The sequence below is a fragment of the Frankia sp. ACN1ag genome (assembly GCF_001414035.1).
GTDB classification, from domain to species: Bacteria; Actinomycetota; Actinomycetes; order Frankiales; family Frankiaceae; genus Frankia; species Frankia torreyi.
This window is the reverse complement of sequence record NZ_LJPA01000041.1, coordinates 28,229-49,830: the sequence shown is the minus strand read 5'-3', so window position 1 is coordinate 49,830 and position 21,602 is coordinate 28,229. Positions and strand designations below refer to the sequence as shown.

Sequence of the window (21,602 nt, the reverse complement as noted above, 5' to 3'; positions counted from 1 at the left end):
CCGACGGCGAACTCCCGGTCGAGGTCCCACAGCGTCAGCCCGTGGCTGATGATGTCCAGGTCGGGGTGGCTGCGGATGGCGAACTCGAGCGGGTTGGTGTCGGCCATCAGGTGACCGCGCACCCGGTAGGCGTGGATCAGCTCCAGCACCCGGGCGTTGTGGTCGAGGTCGCCCTCGTGCACCACGGGCATGTCCGCGACCCAGCGGATGGGTTCGTACGGCACCCGCAGCGACTGGAAGATCTCGTCGTAGAAGCCGTCCTCGCCCAGCAGGAGCTGGTGCATCCGGCGCAGGTACTCGCCGGACTGGGCGCCCTGGATGATGCGGTGGTCGTACGTGCTGGTCAGCGTGATCGTCTTGGAGATCGCGAGCCGGGCCAGCGTGTTGGCCGCGGCGCCGGAGAACTCGGCCGGGTACTCCATCGCGCCGACGCCGATGATCGTGCCCTGGCCCTCCATCAGCCGGGGCACCGAGTGCACCGTGCCGATGCCGCCGGGGTTGGTCAGGCTGATGGTGACGCCGGTGAAGTCGTCGGTGGTCAGCTTGTTGGACCGAGCGCGGCGGACCAGGTCCTCGTAGGCGACCCAGAACTGGCTGAAGTCCAGCGTGTCGGCCTTCTTCACCGCGGCGACGACGAGCTGGCGGCCCTTCGGGGTCACCAGGTCGATGGCCAGCCCGAGGTTGACGTGCTCCGGCTGGACGAGCGCCGGCTTGCCGCCGACCTCGGCGTAGGAGGCGTTCATGGCCGGGTTGCTGGCCAGCGCCTTGACCATCGCGTAGCCGATGATGTGCGTGAACGACACCTTGCCGCCGCTGGAGCGGGCCAGGTGCCGGTTGATGACGATGCGGTTGTCCGCGAGCAGCTTCGCCGGGAACGCCCGCACCGACGTGGCGGTCGGGACGTGCAGCGACGTCTCCATGTTGCTGACCACGCGGGCGGCCGCGCCGCGCAGCGGCGTGGTGGCCGAGCCCTCCGCGCCGGCGGGGGCGGGTGCCGGCTGCTTGGCGGCCGCGACGGGCTTGGCGGCTGCCGGCTTCGCAGGCGCGGAGGGTGCGGGCGTGGCGGGCTTCGCGGGCGCCGCCGCGACGGGCTTCGCGGGCGGGGCCGGAGTAGGCACGGACGCCGGAGCCGCGGGCGGGGTAGGCTTCGCCGCAGACGGCGCCGTGTGGGAGACCTCACCGTCGGGTGAGATCCCGCTTGGTGCCACCTCCGCGGCGGGTGCATCCGCGCCGGGGCCGGCCGGCGGCGCGGTCGGCCGGTAGTCGGAGAGGAACTCCTGCCACTCCGGCGACACGCTTTGTGGATCTTCGAGAAACTGCTGGTAGATCTCGAAGACCAGCCATTCATTGGGTCCGAAGTCAGGTCCTGACGCAGGAACCGTCGGTGCTGTCACGGGGCCATTCGCCTCTATCCACGGTCTCACTTCACGGCCTCCGAAAGGCCCTTCTGCCACCGTCTGCTCAGGCTACCCGCTCTGGACACCCAGGGCAGGGGCGGGCCTGCCCGGTCGGGTCATAGGCACGGTGCGTGCCGGTTCGATGCCGCCCTGCCGCCCACGTGGCCGGTATGTGCGTGGGCGGTCGGCAGCGGAGGGTGACTCGCCCGGCCTTGGTGGCCCCTACCCGATGCGGGCCGTTCGTCCGGTTTCCCGCGCGGGGAACACCCGGGGCGGTCCATCCGTTAAGCTAAGTGTCGCCGGCCCGCATCATGGCCCCCGGACCCAATAAAAGTCGCTTCGAGCGACCTACGCCCGTGAGGCGACCTGGCGGGCCGGCGTCTACGTGGTTCGGATAATGCAGCTCGCCCCGGCGGATCGCCGGGGCGATATCTGCTGTTCGGACCTGCTCACCTGCACCGAGGTGGCCTCCTGCCCGCCCGGCGAGACCGTCCGCCAAGATGCGGTGGCCGGCCGGGCGGTTACGCCGCCGAGCCCTCGGTCACCTGAAGTGATTCCATCCTCCTCGGCCGGCGGTCGGCTGCCCGGCCAGGGTCACGCCCGTTCCGGGCAGCACCAGCCCGATCCGTTCACAGCCCCCGGGGATGGCCGCGGACGGAGGCAGGCAGGCGACGAGCGCGTGGTCCTCGCCGCCGGTGAGCACCCAGTCCAGCGGGTCCGCCCCCAGCTCGGCGGCGGCCGAGCGCAGCGGAGCACCGCCGGCCAGGGCGGTCAGGCCGGCCAGGTCGAGATCGATTCGCATCCCCGAGGCGGCGGCGATGTGGCCGAGGTCCTGGACCAGGCCGTCCGAGACGTCGCACATCGCGTGCGCGCCCGCCGCGGCGAGCGCCGGGCCGAGCGGGTAGGGCGGCCGGGGCCGCCGGTGCGCCGTGACCAGCCCCGCCCAGCCGGCGTCCGCGCCCTGGCCCAGGCCCGCGGTGAGCAGGGCCAGGCCCGCCTCGGCCCGCCCGAGGGAGCCGGCGAGCACGACCACGTCGCCCGGTCGGGCCCCCGAGCGCAGCACCGGCGCCCGGCCCTCGAGATCACCGAGAGCGGTCACCCCCAGCATGATGGAGTCGGCGGAGCTGATGTCGCCGCCGGCGACGGTGGCCCCGGCCCGGGCGCACTCGGCGGCGAGCCCGTCGGCCAGCGCCAGGGCCCAGTCGACGGTGAGATCACCGGGCGCGGCGAAGCCGACGAACAGCCCGGTCGGTCGGGCGCCCATCGCCGCCACGTCCGCGAGGTTCTGCGCCGCGGCCTTGTGCCCGACGTCCAGGCCCGACGACCAGTCCCGCCGGAAGTGGCGGCCCTCCAGCAGCAGGTCGGTGGTGACGACCACCCGGGCGTCCGGCGCGGCCAGCACCGCGGCGTCGTCGCCCGGGCCGACGAGGACGTCCCGGCCGCGGGCGAAACGGGCGGTGATCGCGCGGATCAGCTCGAACTCGCCGAGATCCCGCAGCGTCGCGGTCACGGCGCGCCGGCGCCGCGCAACGACCGGGCGCCGCGGAGGGTGGCACCGAAGCGCCGGTGCCGCCTGCCCGACCGCCTCCGCACGCCCCTGGACCTCCCACTCACCGGCCCAGCACCCCCTCCCGACGGAATGACCGTGATCGCAACATCCACGTCACCTTTTCGTCATGTGCCACTGAAAATCTGACGCGCGTGCATGACCAGCCCTGTCCTTCTGCATGTCGCGTCCGGCCCACCGGGACTCCGGGGGCCGGTCGCCCGCGCGTCCAGGCTCGTCACGGCGGGAGCCCGCCCGGCCGGCATCGGGCCTGGTAGGCCCGCCTGTGGCGCTGCAGCCAGGCCGGGGCAAGATCGAGGGAAAGCACTATCTGCCCTCCACCCCCGAGACCGTCACATGGGGCGAGCTGCCCAACGCACTGACCAGGCCCGTGCTCAGCGTCGACTCCGGCGCCGCGGTCACCTTCGACACGGTCAGCCCGGAGGGGATCCTCGGCGACCAGGGCCGTGACCCCGACGCCTTCCTCGCCGACCTCGGCGTGCCGGCATCGGAGGTCCTCGCCGACGCCCGGGCCATCGCCGCCTCCGGCCTGCCGCACCGGTTCGGCGTGGACGCCCCGCACATCGTGACCGGGCCGGTGCTCATCCGTGGTGCCCAGCCCGGTGACGTGCTGCGCGTCGACGTCCTGTCGCTGCACCCGCGGGCCCGGTACGGGATCATCTCCTCCCGCCATGGCGCCGGCCTGCTCGCCGGGGAGTTTCCGGAGGGCAGCCCGCCCGAGCCGGACGCCGACGCGCGGCACTGGCAGCGCTTTCGCACCGTCACCACCTTCTGCGCCGTCGAACGCCGCCGCGGTCGCCTCTTCGGCTCGCTGACGAGCACGAGCGGCGGACGAGCCCGCTTCCCGCTGGCTCCGTTCCTGGGCGTCATGGCGGTCGCGGTGGACAGTACCACCGAGGTCATTCCCTCCACCTCGGTCGGCCTGCACGGCGGCGCTCTGGACTGCCGCGATCTCGGCACCGGCGCCCGGCTCTACCTGCCCGTCCAGGTCGCCGGCGCGCTGTTCGCCGTCGGCGACCCGCATTACGCCGTCGGGGACGGGAAGATCGGCGCGACGGCCCTGGAGGGCCCGCTGCGCGCGACGCTGCGCCTGACGGCGCTGCGGGAGGCGGCCGCCCGCGCCGCCCTGGGCGCGCTGCGTGAGCCGTTCGTCGAGACCGACACCGTGTGGGTCACCGTGGGTCTCGACGCCGACCTGACCGAGGCGATCCGCCGCGCGACCCGTTCGGCGGTGCTGTTCCTGCAGAGCCGGGTCGGGCTCGAACGCGCGGAGGCACTGGCCTACCTGTCGGCGGCGGCGGACATCGGGGTGTGCCGGATCGGGCCCGGGGCCCAGACCGCGTTCTGCCGCATCCACCGGGCGGACTTCACGGAGCCGACGGCGGCGAAGCCCCGGTTGCACCGGCCGCCGTTCGCCCGCATCGTCGGCGCCGCCGGCGTGGAGGAGGCTGCCGGCGTGCAGGACGTTGCCGGCGAGGGGGACGTGGGCGGCGTGCAGGACGTTGCCGGCGAGGGGGACGTTGCCGGCGAGGGGGACGTGGGCGGCGTGGCGGACGTGGGCGGCGAGGGGGACGTGGGCGGCGAGGGGGACGTGGGCGGCGACGGCTCCGAGCGCGCCCCCGAGCCGGTCGGCGTGGCGGACGGGTCTGCGCAACCGGTAGGCGGCGAGCGGCCTGCCGGCGAGCCCGGCGGGGTCGAGCCGCAGCAGGCAGGTGCGCCCCGATCCCCCCGGGCCGGGACGACGCGCCCGGGGCCGGCCGACCGGCGGGGCCGACCGCCGGGCCGATGAGTCAGTCGGTCGAGGCGCCGGTACCCGGAGAGCGCCGGGCACCCGCCGGATCGCGCCGCTCGGTCGGCGCCGGCGCGTCGTCGAGGCCCTCCAGCTCCGAGAGCGCGATCGGGCGCCAACGGTGCAGCAGTTCGTCCGCGCCGGCGCGGACCGGTCCGCGGGCGGCGGCCGGGCCGCCCGGCGTTCCTTCATCGTCGCGGCCGGCCCGCTCGACCGGGGCCGGGGCGATCCCGGCGGCGGCCAGCCGCGGCCACAGCGAGGCCAGCGCCGCCTCGGGGTCGAGCTCGAAGTCGGACTGGCGGACCCGCCAGAACCGCCACCCCGCCCGGCGCAGCTCCCGTTCACGGTCGAACTCGCGGGCGATCTCCGCCGGCCCGGGGCCGACGTCGCCGTCGCACTCGACCGCGAGCCGGGCCCGCCCGCCCGCCACGACCAGGTCGACCCGCCGGCCGTTGACCTCCACCTGGGGCGTGACGAGGTAGCCGCGGCCGGCGAGGTGGCGGAACACCCGCTGCTCGAACAGCGAACCGAAGGCCGGATGGGGACGGTCCGTGGCAACCTCGGCGAGCGGCGGCGCCAGGCCGGGCAGCGGCGCGACCGGGCGCGCCGCCGACAGCACGTAGCTGAGGTAGCTGTGGCGCAGATCCTGGTGGTCGAGGTCGGCCGGCGACACCGAGTGGAACAGCCAGACCTGGTCGCGTGCCCGGGAGGCCGCGACGTTGAACCGTCGCTGGTACTCCAGGCGGGTCAGCGGGACCGGCTGGTCGCCCGGCGCGACGACCAGCGACAGGAACACGACGTCGCGTTCGTCGCCCTGGAAGTCGGCCGGCGTGCCCACCCGCAACCGGCGGCGCAGGTGCTCGGCGGCCGACATCCGCTCGGCGAGCTGGTCGCGGATCAGCGTGGCCTGCGCGGTGCCCTGGGTGACCACGACCCCGAAGCTGAGCCCGGTGTAACGCGGGTCCTCGGCGCAGGCCAGGACCTGCGCGACGAGCGCCTCGGCCTCGGCCGGGTTGCGCGGTCCCGCCGGGGTGGCAGTGGTGAACCCGTGCGGGACGAACCGCGCGACCAGCGGCGTCAGCCGGTCCGCGCCGAACTGGCGCAGCGGCAGCAGCGGCGCGTCCCGGTAGAACATCGCCGACGACCACTCGATGATCTCGGGCATGCAGCGGAAGTGCTCCCGTAGCCGGATCACCTCGCCGAAGCGGGTCCGCAGCAGGCTGAACAGGCTGGACCGCGGGGTGAAACCGACGCGCAGCCAGGCCGGCACGTCCGGCAGCAGGGCGTCGAGCCGGTCGAGGACCGGGTCGAGCTCCTGCGCCGGGTCGACCGGCGGGGTGCACTGGCGGTCGTCGCCGACGACGATCACGCGGGGCGCCAGCCACAGCAGGAACAGGCTGTCGAGCCCGGCCTGGCTGCCCTCGTCGACGATGACGACGTCGAAGCTGTCGCGGACCGCGGGGATGGTCGACAGCACCTCCCGGATCGGCATCACCCAGGCCGGCACCGCCGTCTGGGCGATCTCCATCGCCTCCCGGGCGGCCTGCCGGTAGCGCTCGGCGTGCCGACCGGCCAGCGTGCCGCCGGCGGCGACGGTGTCGGCGTAGGCGCGCAGCGCGGCTGACTGCTCGGCGCCCATCCGTTCCAGGCAGTGCTTCCAGGCCTTCGCCCCGGCCAGTTCCGCGGTGGCCGCGGCGAGGACATCCTCGGCCGCGTCGAGCTGGGCGTCCAGGTCGACGGGCGACGCCGTGGTCGCACCGTCGGGAACGCCGTCGCCGCGGGGCTCGCCGCCGGGAGCGCCTACGGAACCCGGGGAGCCGGCAGGGACGTCGGGACGGGCGGCTCGGGCCAGCCAGCTTGCCGCGACGGCCCAGGCCCAGGCGGCCGAGAACGACGCCAGCCGGGCCGGCCACGGATCATCACCGCCGTCCTCGCGCCCTCGCGCGCCGCCCGGGCCGCCGTCGGGTCGGGCGGATCCGTCGATCGTGGCGGCGGTCAGGAGATCCGCCAACGCGGGATGGGCCGCCCGCAGCCGGCGGAGCAGCGCGGCGCGCCGGGCGGCGGCCTGCCCCCGGGTCACCGCGGCGTCGAGCTCGGCGCGGGCGGTGGCGTAGGCGTCGGCGTCGCGGGTCCGGGTGGCGGCGGCCACGGCGCCGAGCTCGGCGGCCAGCGTGGTGGGGGCGTCCGGGGCGGCGGCGAGCCGGTCGTACTCGTCGGCGAGGTCGGCCAGCGCCCGGTCGGCCTCGGCCGCGGCCGCCATCGTTGCGAGCGCGGCCATCGCCGCGGCCAGATCCCGCGCGTCCGCGGCGGAGTCGATCGTGACCGGCTGCCCGGGCGCCGCCGTGGCGGCGAGGGCCACGACCCGGTCCCGCGCGGCCACGACGGCGTCGATTCCCTCGATGGCCTGCTGTCCCTCGACCAGCCGGGACAGTCGGACCTCGAGCGGATCACCGGGCCGCGGCGGGCGGCCCACCAGGGTCCAGCCGCGACCGGCCGCCTCGACGGCGAGCTCCGCCCGCAGGCGGGTCAGCACGACGTCGAGCAGTTCCGGGGTTGTCGGCGCGACCCCGTCGACGGTCACCTGGCGCAGCAGCGCGTCGGCCTCCCGCTGGACCTTCGGCTTGAAGCGACGCCGGAGCTCGGCGCCGCCGTTCAGATGGGCCCGCAGCGCCTCGGCGCGAGGGAGCAGGGCGGCGGGATCGAGCTCGGCGCTGCCCCGCTCGGCGCTGCCCCGCTCGGCGCTGCCGGGTTCGCCGCTGCTGGGCTCGCCGTCGCCGTCGCCGTCGCCGTCGCCGTCGCCGTCGTCCGCGGCGCGGGCCGGATCCGTGGGGGCGGCGTCGGTGAAGGGCAGCACCACGGCGTGCAGGCCGAGGTCGTCGACGTGGCGGGCCGCCTGCGCGATGAGCGGCGCGGCGGCGCTCACCTTGGCCCAGAGCAGGCGGTCTCGCCCGGCGAGGGCATCGTCGAGGGCGGCGGGGATCCAGTCCCGGTCCGGTCCGCGGGCGCCGTGCGCGGCCAGGTCGTCGAGAGCGCGGACAAGCGCGGTCACTGCGGCCCGCAGTGGGTCGGTCGGCGACGGTCCGGGGCCGGCCGTGGCGATCTCGTCCAGGAGGGCGCGGGCGGTGGCGGTGACCCCGGCCCGGGCCGCCTCGGCCGCCTGCCGGGCCGCGCGGTCCGCGGTCACCAGTGCGGCGAAGCGCGCCGCGGCCAGGACCGGCGGTACCGCACCGATCGGGACGTCCGAGGCCGGGTCGTCGTCGGCGGCGCGCAGCAGGGCGTACAGCTCCACCGCCTCGGCGTCCGTCAGCGGCGCGGGCTGCTCGTCGCCGGTCCGCGCGGGCGGCACGGGCAGCGGCAACCAGCCGTAAGTCCCGCCACCGTCGCGAACCCGGGCGGCGATGCTGGCCCGGGTTCCCCCCCATCCCGCGGCGCCGACCTCGCTGTCCGGATGCACGGCGAGCTCGGCGGCCCGCGCGCCGCGGGCCCGCTCGGCGAGCTCGGCCCGGGCACGCAGCGCCTCGGCCCGCCGCCGCGCGGCCTGCTCGATCCGGCGGTCGAGCGCCTCGGGATGGTAGACCGCCTTCTCCGCGGCCAACGCGCTGACGCTCGCGGCGAGTTCGGGCGAGCCCACCCCGTCCATCGCGCCGACGTCCATCGCGCCGACGTCCACCGCGGAGACGCCAGCGGGGCCGGACGCCTCCTCGACGTCGGTGAGCGACACGCACAGCCGCTGCAGCTCGGGCGGAAGCTTCTCCCGCAGCACCCGCAGGGCCTGCGCCTTCTGACTGGTGACGAGGACCCGTTGACCCTCGGCGAGCAGAGCGGAGATCAGGTTCGCGATCGTGTGGGTCTTGCCGGTGCCTGGCGGACCCTCGACGACGACGCCGTTGTCGTGGCGCAGCCGTTCGAGCACCCGGGCCTGCTCGGGGCTGGCCGGCAGCGGCAGCAGCGGGTCGGCGCCGAGTTCGGCGCCGCTCGTCGCGCCCTCGGCGTCGAGCCAGGCGAGCCGGTCGTCGGCGTCCAGGGTCGCGACGAGCTGGACCAGGCCCAGCGGCGGCGGCCCGTCGCCGCGCAACGCCGCCAGCATCCGCTCGTAGTAGGTCAGCAGCGAGGCCTGGTCACGCACGCGCAGCACGAGCGCGGGGGCGAAGGTCACGCGGGGGCGGGTCGTGCCGTCCGGTGGTGGTGGCGGCGCGTCCTGCGGCTCGAAGCCGTCCACCGGCACGTCCAGGGCCAGGGTCAACCAGTCCCGCAGCAGCCGCGGGTCGTCCGCGCCGAGCGGGACCGGCGGCCGGTTGTGCAGGCGTTCGTGCAGGTGGTTGGTCCGTTCCCGGCGGAAACCGGGAAGGCCGTCGAGCAGCGGGCCATCGCCCAGTCGGGTGGCGCCACCCGCCGGCACCCGCACCCGGATGTCCGAGCTGACCGGGTCGATCTCGCAGCTCACCCGGGTGGACAGCAGGTGCTCGCGGATGAGCGGGCCGCCGGGTGGCGTCCAGGTAAGCAGGCCGGTGGCCAGCACCAGCTCCAGCGCGTCGCCCTCCTGGGCCACCCGGGCGGCGACGGCGTGCAGCGTGTTGTGCAGGGCGCGGCGCTCGGCGTCGGCGCGCGCGCGCGTCGCCCAGATCCGCCAGCCGGGCAGCCAGTCGCGGTAGGCGGCCTCCAGCCGGTCGTCCTCCGGGCCCGCCGGGTCGGAACCGGCCGCAGCGTCGGCGTTTGCGCCCGCGCTCGGCCACACCGGGGGGCGGTCGGGGTCGGCCAGGGCCGCGTCGGGCAGGCGGATCCGACCGGCGAGGAGCGGCGGGAGCGGTGGGGGCGGGGGCAGCGCGGCGGCGGCGGGGGCGGTCAGCAGGACCTCGCCGGCGCCGGCGTGTTCCGACAGGGCGACGCCGGCCGGGATGTCGGCGAGCCAGACGGTGAGCGGGTGCTCCTCGACGGTCCGCACCCGCGTGGAGCGGGCCAGCGCGACCTCGTGCAGGAAGCGCACCAGCCGATGGCAGCGGTCGGCCAGCGCCGCCCGCTGCTCGGCGTCGGTGTAGCGCGCCGTCACCGGATCACCCGCCGCGCTTGCCCCGCGCCGGCGGCGGGCAGGAGGCGCCGCCCATAGGGTGCCATCCGCCGTCCCTCCCGTTCCCGTACCCCTCCGCGCCGCCGCGATCAGGGCTCCGCCACGACGAATAATGACGGTTGTCCCCGGCGGGCGGCGGGCCGGGTGGCACGTCCACGCCGGCCACCCCGCGACCTGCCGGCGGCTGGCGGCCATGGATCGGCCGTGGCCTCGGCGTATGCCTGCCGTTGGCCGGTCGACGCTCGGGGCCGCACCTTCGGCGTGCCGCCGCCGGTCGCCGCGCGCGGATGCGACAACATACGCATCCGTGAGGTCACGGTTCTATGCTGATTTGCACATCCACTCCCGCTACTCCCGGGCCTGCAGCCGCGACTGCGACCTGGAGCACCTGGCCTGGTGGGCGGCGCGCAAGGGCATCGCCGTCGTCGGCACCGGAGACTTCACCCACCCCGCGTGGTCGCAGGAGCTCGCCGAGAAACTCGTGCCGGCCGAGCCCGGCCTGTTCCGGCTGCGGCCGGATCTGGAACGGGAGGTGCTGCGCACGCTGCCGGCCTCCTGTCGGACAGTGACCCGTTTCATGATCTCCAGCGAGATCTCCACGATCTACAAGCGGGGCGATCGGACCCGCAAGGTCCATCACCTGCTCTACGCGCCGACCCGGGAAGCCGCCGGAGCCATCACCGCGGCGCTCGCCCGCATCGGCAACCTGGCCGCGGACGGGCGGCCCATCCTCGGCCTGGACTCCCGCGACCTGCTGGAGATCACCCTGGCCGGCGGGCCGGGCTGCTACCTCGTGCCAGCGCACGTGTGGACGCCGTGGTTCGCCGTCCTGGGTTCCAAGTCCGGCTTCGACGCCGTCGAGGACTGCTACGTCGACCTCGCCGACGAGATCTTCGCCCTGGAGACGGGGCTGTCCGCCGACCCGGAGATGTTCTGGCGGATCTCCGGCCTCGACCGCTACCGCCTGGTGAGCAACTCCGACGCCCACTCGCCGCCCATGCTCGGCCGCGAGGCGACGGCCTTCACCTGCGAGCTGGACTACTTCGCCATCGAGGCGGCGCTGCGCGGCGGGGACGGGTTCGCCGGGACGGTCGAGTTCTTTCCCGAGGAGGGCAAGTACCACCTCGACGGGCACCGCAAGTGCGGGGTCTGCCTGACCCCGGAGCAGACCCGCGAGGTCGGCGGGCGCTGCCCGACCTGCGGCGGACTGCTGACCGTGGGCGTGCTCAACCGGGTGGAGGCGCTGTCCGATCGCGGGGCCGGCGTGCGTCCCGCGACAGCCGCCGCGGTCACCTCGCTGGTGCCGCTGCCGGAGGTCGTCGGGGAGATCCTTGGGGTGGGGCCGAAGAGCAAGGCGGTCGCGGGCCAGGTCACCTCGCTGGTGTCCCGGCTCGGCCCGGAGCTCGGCATCCTCGGCGACGTCCCGGTGTCGGCGATCGCCGAGGTGGGCTCGGCCGAACTGGTCGAGGCGATCTCCCGGCTGCGGCGCGGCGAGGTGATCCGCCAGGCCGGCTTCGACGGCGAGTACGGCGTCATCCGGCTGTTCGAGTCGCGGGAGCTCGCCGGCGACGGCGGCACCCTGTTCGACTTCGCCCCGAGCGCCCCCGCCGAGCCGGACGCGGCCGGGCGCGGCGGCCGGATCTCGCGGCAGGCGGGACGCGGCCAGCGGGGCCGGCACAGCGCACTTGCCGTCGAGGCGGCTGCGGCGGGCGGCACGGATGTCGCCGACGGCGGCCCGACGCTCGACGAGGCGCTCGCCGCGGTGGGGGAGGGATCGCCGGCTGACCGTGCCGTCGCCGCGGGGGCGCCTGCGGTCACGTCGGTCGGTTCCGCGGAACCGGCGGGTCCGGTCGAGCCGGTGGGTGTGGCCGAGTCGGCGGAATGGGGAGCGGGTGCGGAACCGTCCGTGCTCGACGGGCTGGACCCGGACCAGCGGCGGGCGGCGGCGCATCCGGCCGGCCCCTTGCTCGTCCTCGCCGGCCCCGGAACCGGCAAGACCCGCACGCTGGTGCACGCGATCGCCCACCGGGTCGCCGAGCGCGACGTGCCCGCCGAGCAGTGCCTGGCGGTGACGTTCACCCGGCGGGCGGCGGGGGAGCTCGCCGAGCGGCTCGACGCCATGCTGGGCGAACGGGCCCGCCGGGTGCTCGCGACGACGTTCCACGGCCTGGGGCTGACGATCGTCCGCGAGCAGCACGAGCGGCTGGCGCGCGGGGCGCAGGTCCAGGTCGCCGACGACGCCGTGCGGGCGGAGCTGCTCGACGCCGCGCTGCACGGCGAGGGCGACTCCCGCGTCCGGCGCCGGGTGTCGGCCGGGATCGCCGAGCTCAAGCGGCTGCGGGCGCTCGGCCAGGCCCAGCGCGACCATGACCTGGTCGGCGTCCTTGCCCGCTACGACGCCGAACTGCGGGAACGGGACATGGTCGACCTCGNCGACCTGATCGCGCTGCCGCTGACCCTGTTGCGCTTGGCACCGGAGCTGGTCGAGCACTACCGCGACCGCTGGCGCCATGTCTGGGTCGACGAGTACCAGGACACCGACGAGCTCCAGTACCGACTGCTGGGACTGCTGTGCCCGCCGGCGGCGAACCTGTGCGTGATCGGCGACCCGGACCAGGCGATCTACAGCTTCCGCGGCGCCGATGTCGGCTTCTTCCTGCGGTTCGAGCAGGACTACCCGGGCGCGGGCACGGTCGCGCTCACCCGCGGCTACCGGTCGACGCGCACGATCGTGCGGGCGGCCCTCGACGTGATCGCCCCGGCGAGCCTGGTACCGGGCCGGGCGCTGACCGCGGTGCGGGGCGCCGAGGGGGACGGCCCGGTGCTGCTGCGGCGCTACCGCAGCGAGGCCGAGGAGGCCATCGCGGTCGTCGACACCATCGACGCCGCACTCGGCGGGACCTCCTTCCACGCACTCGACTCCGGGGTGGACGGGTCGGTGGAGGCGGCCCTGTCGTTCGCGGACATCGCGGTGCTCTACCGGACCGCCCGCCAGGCGGAACCGATCATGGAGGCGCTGGCGAAGCGGGGATTCCCCTTCCAACGCCGTTCGCATCTGCCGCTGGCCGACGCCCCGGCCGTCGCCGCCCTGCTGGCCCTGTTGCGCCCGGCCGGTGCGACCGGAGCAGCCGGTGCGGTGGGTGCGGCGAGGGCGGCCGGTGCGGCGAGGGCGGCCGGTGCGGCGAGGGTGACCGGTGCGGCGAGGGTGACCGGTGCGGCGAGGGCGGCCGGTGCGGTGGGTGTGCGGGCGGTGTCGGGGCTGCTGCGTGACGCGGCGGCGCAGGCGGTCGACCTGGCGGCCGCGCTCGGCACCGAACTGGGCGCGTCGCTGCCGGCGGGGTTCGTGGGCTTCCCCGGCGGACGGGTGCCCACCGAGGCCGAGCTGCGGCTGGCCGTGGAGCTGCTCTCGCCCGCCGCGGCCGCCGCCGGGACCGACCTGGACGGCTTCCTCACGTCGGTCACGATGGCCAGCGAGGTCGACGGGCTCGACCCGCGGGCGGACCGCGTCAGCCTGCTCACCCTGCATGCGAGCAAGGGCCTGGAGTTCGGTCTGGTCTTCATCGTCGGCTGTGAGGACGGGCTGCTGCCGATGCGCTTCGGCCCCGCCGGCCGCGCCTGCGCGGCCACCGGCGAGGCGACGCCGGGCGGGGAGGTCGACCCGGGCGGGGAGGTCGACCCGGCCGCGGCGGCGCTGCTTGCCGAGGCCGAGGAGCGGCGGCTGTTCTTCGTCGGCGTCACCCGGGCGCGCCACCAGCTGATCCTGACCTCCGCGGCGCGCCGCCGCGCCGGCACGGACGCGGAGACCCGGCCCTCGCCGTTCCTCGCCGACATCGGCCCGGCCCTGCTGTCGACGGGCGAGGCCGCGGGCGCGCGTCGGCGGGCCCGCCGGCCGTCGGCGGGCCAGCAGCTCAGGCTCGTCTGACCGCACGTCCCCGAGGGGATGCGTGGGCGAACGCCTTCATGGTTCTTCCACCGGGCTTGGCGTCCGATTTATCCCTGTGGAGGAGACAGGTGGCGCCGCTGCCCGGCACACCGCCTCGTCTCGGGGGCGGGGTCGCCGCCACCGCGAGCGGGGCCAGGGGACCGCTGCGCTGGGGCCGCTCGCGACGGTCTCAGCGCTTGCGTAGCACCATCGCGAGGTTCCAGGTGACGATCTCGCGGGCCCCGGGCACCTTCAGGATCACCTTCGCCCAGTCCGGCAGGTAACGCGGCATCGCGTCGAGGATCTCGACGTCGGCGCGGCGGCGTGCCCAGGACAGCGTGTCGGCGACCGACACCGGGAACAGTGTCCGGCCGTAGATGTTCTTCGGCGCCTGCCCCTTGCGGCGCTCGAAGCGGGCCGCTGCCCGGTCACCACCGAGGTNGTGCCATGGCGCCGTCTCATGGCCGCCCCAGGGCGACAGCCAGTTGGTGTAGCTGAGGAAGATCAGCCCGCCGGGGCGGGTGACCCGGACCAGTTCCGAGCACATCCGCCACGGGTCGGGGACGTGCTCCAGGACGTTGGACGTGTAGCACAGGTCGACGCTGCCGGACAGGAACGGCAGGTCCAGCGCGCTGCCCCGGACTCGGCCGGGGACCTCGATGCCCCCGGCCTCCATCTCCGAGACGTCCGGCTCGACCCAGACGTAGCGGGCGCCGGCGTCGAGGAACGCCGAACGGAAGTAGCCCGGACCGCCGCCGACGTCCAGCACGAGCTGGCCGGTCAGCGAGGTGTACCGCATGAGCTGGCGGACGGAGTCCGCGGCGATCAGCGAGTAGAACCCCGCCGGGTCGACGGGCTCCTTGCGGTGGGCGAGGAAGAGGGTCTTCGACCGGCTAAGGCCCCAGCCGGAGTACGGCAGCGTGCGCACGAGGGGCGCCTCGCCGTCCGGGTCGGAGGGCCCCGCTGTCGCCGTCGTGGGCTCGGCGGAAGTCGCCGCGGATGCCGCCGTGTCAGACATGGCGGGGACGATAACACTCCGGCCGCGGGGGGCAGCCGGCCCCGGGCGAGGGTCGGTCGATGCCTCGCGGGTCGGGGTCCGGCGGGCCTGTGCAGGGGCGGGAGGGCATCCCCGGTGGGGCCTGACGGGGAGTGGGAGGGCATCTCCGGTGGGGTCGGCGGGAGCGGGCGCAAGCCCTCCTGCGGGGTTGGCTCGGTCGGGCGAGGCGGGATGCGCCGTCCCCGGTGTATCGCCGCGCGGGCGTCGGGTGCGGTGGACGGAGGATCTCGCTATGCGTTTGCCCAGCTCGCGCGCGATGTGTGGAATCGACGGGTCGGGAGGTTTATCGTTTACCTGCCCCACGTTCCTTTTTTCCGTTGGTTTCTCCTCGTTCCCTGACCCGGCGACGTGCGTTCCCGGTGAACCCAAGGATGGGTGATGGTAGTGGCGCGCCCGACCACCAAGTCGGATCCGATGAATTTCCGAAAACTCGGATCCCCGCGACATTCTGTGCTATCCGCGATCATCAGGCCAGGTCGCGTGATCCCCCCGAGCCCTCGACCGGCCAGGTAGCGGGCCGGATGTCCCAGACCTTTGAAACCCTGGGCCGACCCCTGCCACCTGCGCCGAGTGCATTCTCGCCGGCCTGGCGGCACGTCCTCGACCGGCCGCTGGGTATCCGCACGGAACTCGACCGCATGCGCCGGCAGGCTCCCTTTTACGACGCGACGGTCGACGAGATCGACGGCCGCCGGATACGGATCGGTGACCACTGGCTCACCGATTTCGCCTCCTGTAACTATCTGGGGCTAGATCTCGATCGGGAGATCATCGAGGCGGTTCCGGCGTACCTGGACCTGTGGGGTACGCATCCGAGCTGGTCACGGTTGATTGCCAGCCCGCGCCCCTACGACGACATCGAGCGCATGCTCGCGGAGCTGCTCGGCGCCGAGGACGCGCTGCTGCTGCCGACCATCACCCATATCCAACATTCGGTGCTGCCGGCGCTGGTCGGCCGGGGCGCGCTGTTCGTCGAGCTCCACGCCCACCAGACCGCCCACGACGGGGCCGCGATGGTCGCCAGCCGCGGCGGGACCGTCGCGCGGTTCCGGGAGGACCGGCTCGACCGGCTGGACCGGCTGTTGCGCGCGGCCCCCCATCCCCGGGTGATCTGCGTCGACGGGGTGCACAGCATGACGGGCAACGGGCCGCCGCTTGACGAGCTCCTCCCGCTCGCGCGTGCCCACGACGCGCTGCTCTACGTCGACGACGCGCACGGTTTCGGCGTTGTCGGGGAGCGCGGCCCCGACGAGTCGAGCCCGTACGGCAGCCGCGGCAACGGCATCGTGCGCCATCTCGGCGCCGGCTACGACAACCTGGTGCTCGTCGGCGGGTTCTCCAAGGCGTACTCGTCGCTGCTCGCGTTCGTCGCCTGCCCGACGGAGGTGAAGGAGTACCTGAAGTCCGCGGCCGGGCCGTACATCTTCTCCGGCCCGTCGCCGGTCGCGTCGCTGGCGACGGGCCTGGTCGGCCTGCGGGTCAACGAGCGGCGCGGGGAGGCGCTGCGGGCCCGGTTGCACCGGCTGACCAGCCGGTTCCTCGACGGGCTGCGCGGGCTGGGCCTGGGCACGCTCAACACCAGCGGATTCCCGATCGTCGAGATCCCGCTGCTGGATGCGGACAACGCCGACCCGCTGGGCCGCTTCCTGTACGAGCGGGGGGTCTTCGCGTCGGTGGTGCCCTTCCCCGTCGTCCCCCGCGACCAGGTCGGGGTGCGGATCCAGATCACTGCCGCGAACACCGACGACGAGATCGACCACCTGCTCGCCGTCCTCGGCGAGGCCGGTGACCGCTTCCCGCTGGTGGCGGCGAGCGGCCCGCCCGATCCCGGCTGAGCCGCCGGTACCCGACGACTGGCGGCCGGTCAGCCCGCGGGCGGCGCGAGGCGGGCGACCGGCCGCCGGTCGCGGTCGAGCCGGATGTCGGCGTCGCGCACCCGCGCCAGCACCGCGAGGTAGTCGGCCCGAGGGATCTCCAGCGCGCCGAGGTCGACGAGGTGGTCCGTCGTCATCTGGACGTCCATCAGCACGCCTCCGGCGGCGGCGAAACGCGCGTCGAAGTCGGCGAGGGCGACCTTCGAGGCGTCGGTGCGGGCGTGGAACATCGACTCGCCGGCGAACACGCCGCCGATCCCGACCCCGTAGACGCCGCCGACGAGGTCGTCGCCGTCCCAGACCTCCAGGCTGTGAGCCCATCCCAGGGCGTGCAGCCGGGCGTAGCCGTCGATCAGCTCATCGGTGATCCAGCCCGACGTGCCGTCGCGCTGGCAGCCCCGGACCACCTCGACGAAGGCCTCGTCGACGGTCGTCGTCCACCCGCAGTTGCGCAGCCGCTTGCGCAGCGAGCGGTTCACCCGCACCCCGCCGGTGGGGATCACCGCCCGCGGGTCGGGGCTCCACCAGGGCAGGTCGTAACCGCCGGGACGGTCGGGGGACAGATGCCGCACCCGGCGGGCCGCGACGGCGGCCCGCAACAGGTCACGCAGACCACCCGCGCCGGCCGGCGCCGGCTCGTCGGCCTCGGCGCCCTCCGGTTCGTCCCCGGTGGGCCACGGGAACGCCCCCGCCCGGTAGGCGCCGACCAGTGTCGCCGGGTCCAGCGTGCCCCCGACCGCGACCGGTGCCCGGCCGGGGCTGCGCAGGAGCGAGAAGCCGTCCCACACGGTGGGACCCACCGCGCGGGGCGCCGCGGTCACCGCCACGGGCTGCCCGCCGGCGTCGATCCGGGGGCCACCGGAGTGTTGCGCACGCCACCCTCCCTCGTCGGGGCGCGGCCGCCGGTGCGGCGAGCCCCGCGGTCGGCCACGGGGTCGCGAGCCGCCTCCCGGGCGCCCGCCTCGCGGGGCGTCGCAAGCCCGACCGCCTCCCGCGTCGTCGTCTCCTGCGTCGTCGTCTCCTGNGTCGTCGTCTCCTGCGCCGTCGTCTCCTGCGCCGTCGTCTCCCGCGTCGCCATCTCCCGCGTCGCCGTCTCCAGGTCGATCGTGCCAGCCAGCGCCGCCTGTCGCCGGAGTTGTTCGGTAACCAGCTCGGACGGGCCGGGTTCGCCGAGGAAGTAGCCCTGCGCGAGGTCGCAACCGACCTCGCGCAGCATCCGCACCGCCGCCGCGGTCTCCACCCCCTCGACGACGATCCGCAGGTCGAGGGCGTGCGCCAGGCCCACGGTGGATCGCACGATCGCCTCGGCCCGGCTGTCGTCCGCCACCCGCTGGATGAACGACTTGTCGAGCTTGAGTACGTTCACGGGCAGTTCGAGCAGCCGCGCCAGCGACGAGTAGCCGGTGCCGTAGTCGTCGACGGCGATGCCGATGCCCAGCGCCCGCAGCTCCCCGAGCACGGTGGCCGACCGCACCCGGTCGAGCATGAGCGTCGTCTCGGTGATCTCCAGCTCCAGCACTGCGGGGCTCAGGCCGAAGCCGGCGAGCATCCCGCTGACCTGCGCGGGGAAGCCCCGGTCGAGCAGGTCGGAGGCGGACAGGTTGACGGCCACGGCGACCTCGAGGCCGGCGGCGTGCCAGCGCCGGCACTGGTCGAGGGCGGTGTGCAGCACCTCGATCGTGAGCATCCGCATGAACCCGGCCTGCTCGGCCAGCGGGACGAACTCCTCCGGGCCGAGCAGGCCCCTGGTCGGGTGCCGCCAGCGGACGAGGGCCTCGACGGACTCCGTCCGCCCGGAGCCGAGATCGACCTTGACCTGGTAGTGCACCTCCAACTGGCCGGTGCCGAGGGCGGNCCGCAGCGACTCGATCATGTCCAGTCGGACGAGGCTGTTCACGTCGGCGCCCGGCCGGTAGGACTCCACGCCGGTGCGGCCCGACTTCGCCGCGTACATCGCCACGTCGGCGCGCTGCAGCAGGGTGTGCGCGTCCTGCGCATGGTCCGGGTAGACGGCCGCCCCGATGCTCGCGCCCACGTGCAGCGTCACGCCCCCGACGTCGAAGGGATCGGCGAGCACGGTCAGCACCCGGTCGGCGACCCGGCGGGCGGCGTCGGCGTCGGCGTGTTCGAGCAGCACCGCGAACTCGTCACCGCCGAGGCGGGCGTGCAGGTCACCCGGGCGCAGGGCGTCGGAGATGCGGGTGCCGACCTGGGTCAGCAGCGCGTCCCCGACCTGGTGGCCGAGCGAGTCGTTGATCTCCTTGAACCGGTCGAGGTCGAGCAGCAGCAGGGCGAAGGTGTCCGGTCCGGTGGTGCGTTGCTCGGCCCGGGTCAGCCGCTCGATGAAGCCACGGCGGTTGGCCAGGCCGGTGAGGTCGTCGGTGCGGGCCAGCACCCTGCTTTCCGCGAGCTGCTGGACCTCGATGAAGGTGAAGGCCGCGCGGGCCAGGGCGGACAGCACCGTCGCCGCCGCGAGCGCCACGGTGACCGCCGGCAGGTCGATCGCGGCGCCGAGCACCAGCAGGCCCAGCGCGACCGTCGCGAGGACCAGCGGCACGGCGATCACGCCCCACCCGGACATCTTCGCCGGCGGCTGCCAGCGCGGGCGCAGCCAGGACGCCAGCGCCGGCATGAGCACCGAAAGCAGCCACAGGCTGGACAGCACCCCGTTCGACGGCGTGTGCCCGGCGGTGACGATCACGAGCAGCAGCGAGTCGGCCAGGGCGAAGCTCACCAGGCCGGCGCCCAGCAGCCACCACACCCGCCCCGGGCGCCAGCCCAGCAGCCCGAACACGGTGACGACGAGCAGGATCAGCAGCAGGTCCGCCAGCGGGTAGATGACGTTGACGGTCATCGTCCACGCGCTGTGCTCGGGGTTGGCCCGCGCCATCGCCACCCCGATGCCGCTGGTCAGCGCGGCCACGCCGAGCAGCCCGACGAACGCGTCCAGCCAGACACTGCGGTGCAGCCGGACCAGCCGCCGGCGCAGCAGCAGGATCACGGCGACGTAGCAGGCCGGGTAGAACAGCAGCCAGGCGAGATCCGCCAGCGAGGGCTGGATGTCGTCGCCCCGCCCGTCCACGGCGACGTTGTGGTAGATCGTCCCGCAGCCGTAGCTGATGAGCCCGGCGCCGAGCAGTGCCCAGGGGGTGCGCTCGCCGCGGACGAGGACGGCCCGGGACACGCAGATCAGGCCGGAGCCGATGGCGACGCCATAGCTCAGCGACCGGGCCTCGTGGCCGAAGCGTGGCATGTCCACGAACGAGGCGACGGACAGGGCGAGCGTGGCGAGGATGAGCAGTAGCTGGGCGAACCGGATCAGGCGGAACCTGCGTGGGGGAGGTGGCGATGTGGTCAACCGGTCATCCCCCCGCCGGATGCTGCGTGCGGGCCCGCGAGCCGGGCCCCCGGTTGCGGCCCGGCGCGGTCGGCGTGCGTGAGCCGGTCGACCGTCCGCCGCGGCGAGCCGTCCGGCGAGCCGACCGCCGGGCGCGGACCGGGCCGCGTGGCCGCCCCCGCCGCCCCGGGCTGCGCCCCGGACTCCGATCGATGGTCACGGTATGTGACCATCTGTGGGGTGGGCGGAGGGATGCCACCACCTTCGCGCAAAAGGGTACGGACACCCCGGAGGCCCCGCCACCCGGGCACCAGACGGCCGTCCTGGCGGCTACCGGACGGAACATGCCTGGATTGTCGTACATCCGGGTTTCCTGGCATTACGGGTGGAAGTCCGTCGCGAGATGCCTGTTGTGATGTTGGGTCTGGTGGGCGTGTACGGCGGGGATACCGTTCTACGAGCGACTCTCCGTGTACGGATGGGAGGTCTATCGTCACCGACGACTTCACCTCGCCACAGGGCCGGGGTCCTCGTCAAGATCGTCAACACGCTCGACGCCCTCTCCGGCGGTCGGGCCTGGCTCGGCATCGGGGCGGCCTGGTCCGAGGCGGAGACAGCGGGCCGCGGCCCGCGGCCCGCCGTTCCCGCCACTGGCCGAACGCTTCGAACGCCTCGCGGAGACCCTCGAGATCTGCCTGCGGAGGTGGAGCGACGACGAAAGCCCCTATTCCGGCCGGCACCATCGGTCGGTACTATCGGCTGGCCCGGCCGCTCAACTCGCCGCAGGTGCTGACCCGGCCGCATCCGCCCATCCTGATCGGCGGCGGCGGCGAACGGAAGACGCTGCGGCTGGTGGCCCGTTACGCCCAGGCTGGCAATCTCTTTCCCGGCCCGGAGCTGCCGCGAAAGCTCGACATCCTGCGGACGCACTGCGAGGCCGAGGGTCGGGATTACCGCGAAATCCGGAAGACCACGACCTGTTCCTTCGACGTCGGACCGAACGGGGAGCGGGTCGAAAGGATTCTCGACGACCTGGGCCGGCCGGCCGAACTCGGCGTGCAGGCGGTCACCGGCGGTGTGCGGGACGGGTGCCGGCGGCGAGCGGCCGGCTCCGGGTGGGCCGGCGTGGCCCGTGGACGCCCACCCGGAACCGGCCTGGGTGCCGGTCTTCGAGGGGGCAACTCGTTGCCGACCGGCACCCGGAGTGCGGCCCCACGGCCGGGGACCTCCCGTCCATCCGGCCGCGGCCGCGTGACCACGAGTTCACCGCACCCCGGGCGGCCTGACCAGAGCATCGGGGAGGCAATCGACCGGACAGGCCCACGACCGGACAGGCCCACGACCGGACAGGCCCACGACCGGACAGGAAAGGGACATCGAGGATGCACCGGTTCCTGTTCCGGTAATTCTGCCCGTTCGTCTCATCCCACTGACTATCCTGATCTCGGGGTGCGGCGGTGGCGAGAGAACGGAGTCGATGTGTCGGTCGATAGGCATCCGGGATGGATGCCGAACATTCTCCGACGCTTTCGTGAGGCGCACGGCCTGACCCAGGACGGTCTCGCCGGGCGGCTGCGCGGGCTGCCGGAAAAAA

Annotated in this window: 9 protein-coding genes and 3 pseudogenes; 4 read left to right on the top strand and 8 right to left on the bottom strand. The window is 74.6% G+C overall.

Annotated features, from left to right (window positions below; translation table 11 throughout):
• On the bottom strand, window positions 1-1,394 hold a 1,394-nt coding region (locus UK82_RS40380; protein ID WP_236706478.1), incomplete at its 3' end, for a 2-oxo acid dehydrogenase subunit E2.
• 544 nt (window positions 1,395-1,938) lie between these two features.
• The gene (locus tag UK82_RS26630; protein WP_044885361.1) at window positions 1,939-2,907 is read right to left on the bottom strand and encodes a thiamine-phosphate kinase; all 969 of its coding nucleotides are present in this window, start codon (window positions 2,905-2,907) and stop codon (window positions 1,939-1,941) included.
• A 322-nt stretch (window positions 2,908-3,229) separates the two neighbouring features.
• Here UK82_RS26630 and UK82_RS26625 point away from each other — a divergent pair, with 322 nt between their 5' ends.
• Window positions 3,230-4,753, top strand: a complete 1,524-nt coding sequence (locus UK82_RS26625) for an acetamidase/formamidase family protein (protein ID WP_055410039.1) — start codon at window positions 3,230-3,232, stop codon at window positions 4,751-4,753.
• Window position 4,754: 1 nt separating this feature from the next.
• On the opposite strand, the gene UK82_RS26620 is transcribed toward UK82_RS26625, so the two are convergent.
• On the bottom strand, window positions 4,755-9,800 hold the full coding sequence (locus tag UK82_RS26620; RefSeq protein ID WP_055410037.1) for an AAA domain-containing protein: 5,046 nt from the start codon (window positions 9,798-9,800) through the stop codon (window positions 4,755-4,757).
• Between the two features lie 325 nt (window positions 9,801-10,125).
• Here UK82_RS26620 and UK82_RS40375 point away from each other — a divergent pair.
• Window positions 10,126-12,250, top strand: a pseudogene (locus UK82_RS40375) (UvrD-helicase domain-containing protein); the annotation flags it as partial.
• Between the two features lies 1 nt (window position 12,251).
• Window positions 12,252-13,740 (top strand): ATP-dependent helicase (locus UK82_RS40370; RefSeq protein WP_236706477.1); only part of this gene is annotated, 1,489 nt, incomplete at its 5' end.
• A gap of 190 nt (window positions 13,741-13,930) precedes the next feature.
• Here UK82_RS40370 and UK82_RS40365 read toward each other — a convergent pair.
• Both UK82_RS40365 and UK82_RS26610 read right to left on the bottom strand, forming a co-directional pair.
• Window positions 13,931-14,181, bottom strand: a pseudogene (locus UK82_RS40365) (methyltransferase type 11); the annotation flags it as partial.
• A 1-nt stretch (window position 14,182) separates the two neighbouring features.
• Window positions 14,183-14,668, bottom strand: a 486-nt coding sequence (locus UK82_RS26610; RefSeq protein ID WP_236706481.1) for a class I SAM-dependent methyltransferase, incomplete at its 3' end; no start/stop codon positions are given.
• A 650-nt stretch (window positions 14,669-15,318) separates the two neighbouring features.
• Between UK82_RS26610 and UK82_RS26605 the strand changes: the two genes are divergently transcribed.
• The gene (locus UK82_RS26605) at window positions 15,319-16,632 is read left to right on the top strand and encodes a pyridoxal phosphate-dependent aminotransferase family protein (RefSeq protein WP_044885365.1); all 1,314 of its coding nucleotides are present in this window, start codon (window positions 15,319-15,321) and stop codon (window positions 16,630-16,632) included.
• A 29-nt stretch (window positions 16,633-16,661) separates the two neighbouring features.
• Here UK82_RS26605 and aat read toward each other — a convergent pair whose 3' ends face one another.
• From aat to UK82_RS40355, 3 genes and pseudogenes are all read right to left on the bottom strand, one after another.
• Complete coding sequence (aat, locus tag UK82_RS26600; protein WP_055410031.1) at window positions 16,662-17,498, bottom strand: leucyl/phenylalanyl-tRNA--protein transferase; 837 nt, start codon at window positions 17,496-17,498, stop codon at window positions 16,662-16,664.
• Window positions 17,499-17,696: 198 nt separating this feature from the next.
• Window positions 17,697-18,525, bottom strand: a pseudogene (locus tag UK82_RS40360) (EAL domain-containing protein); the annotation flags it as partial.
• A gap of 1 nt (window position 18,526) precedes the next feature.
• Window positions 18,527-20,029, bottom strand: a 1,503-nt coding sequence (locus tag UK82_RS40355) for a GGDEF domain-containing protein (RefSeq protein WP_236706476.1), incomplete at its 3' end; no start/stop codon positions are given.
• Window positions 20,030-21,602: the final 1,573 nt, after the last annotated feature.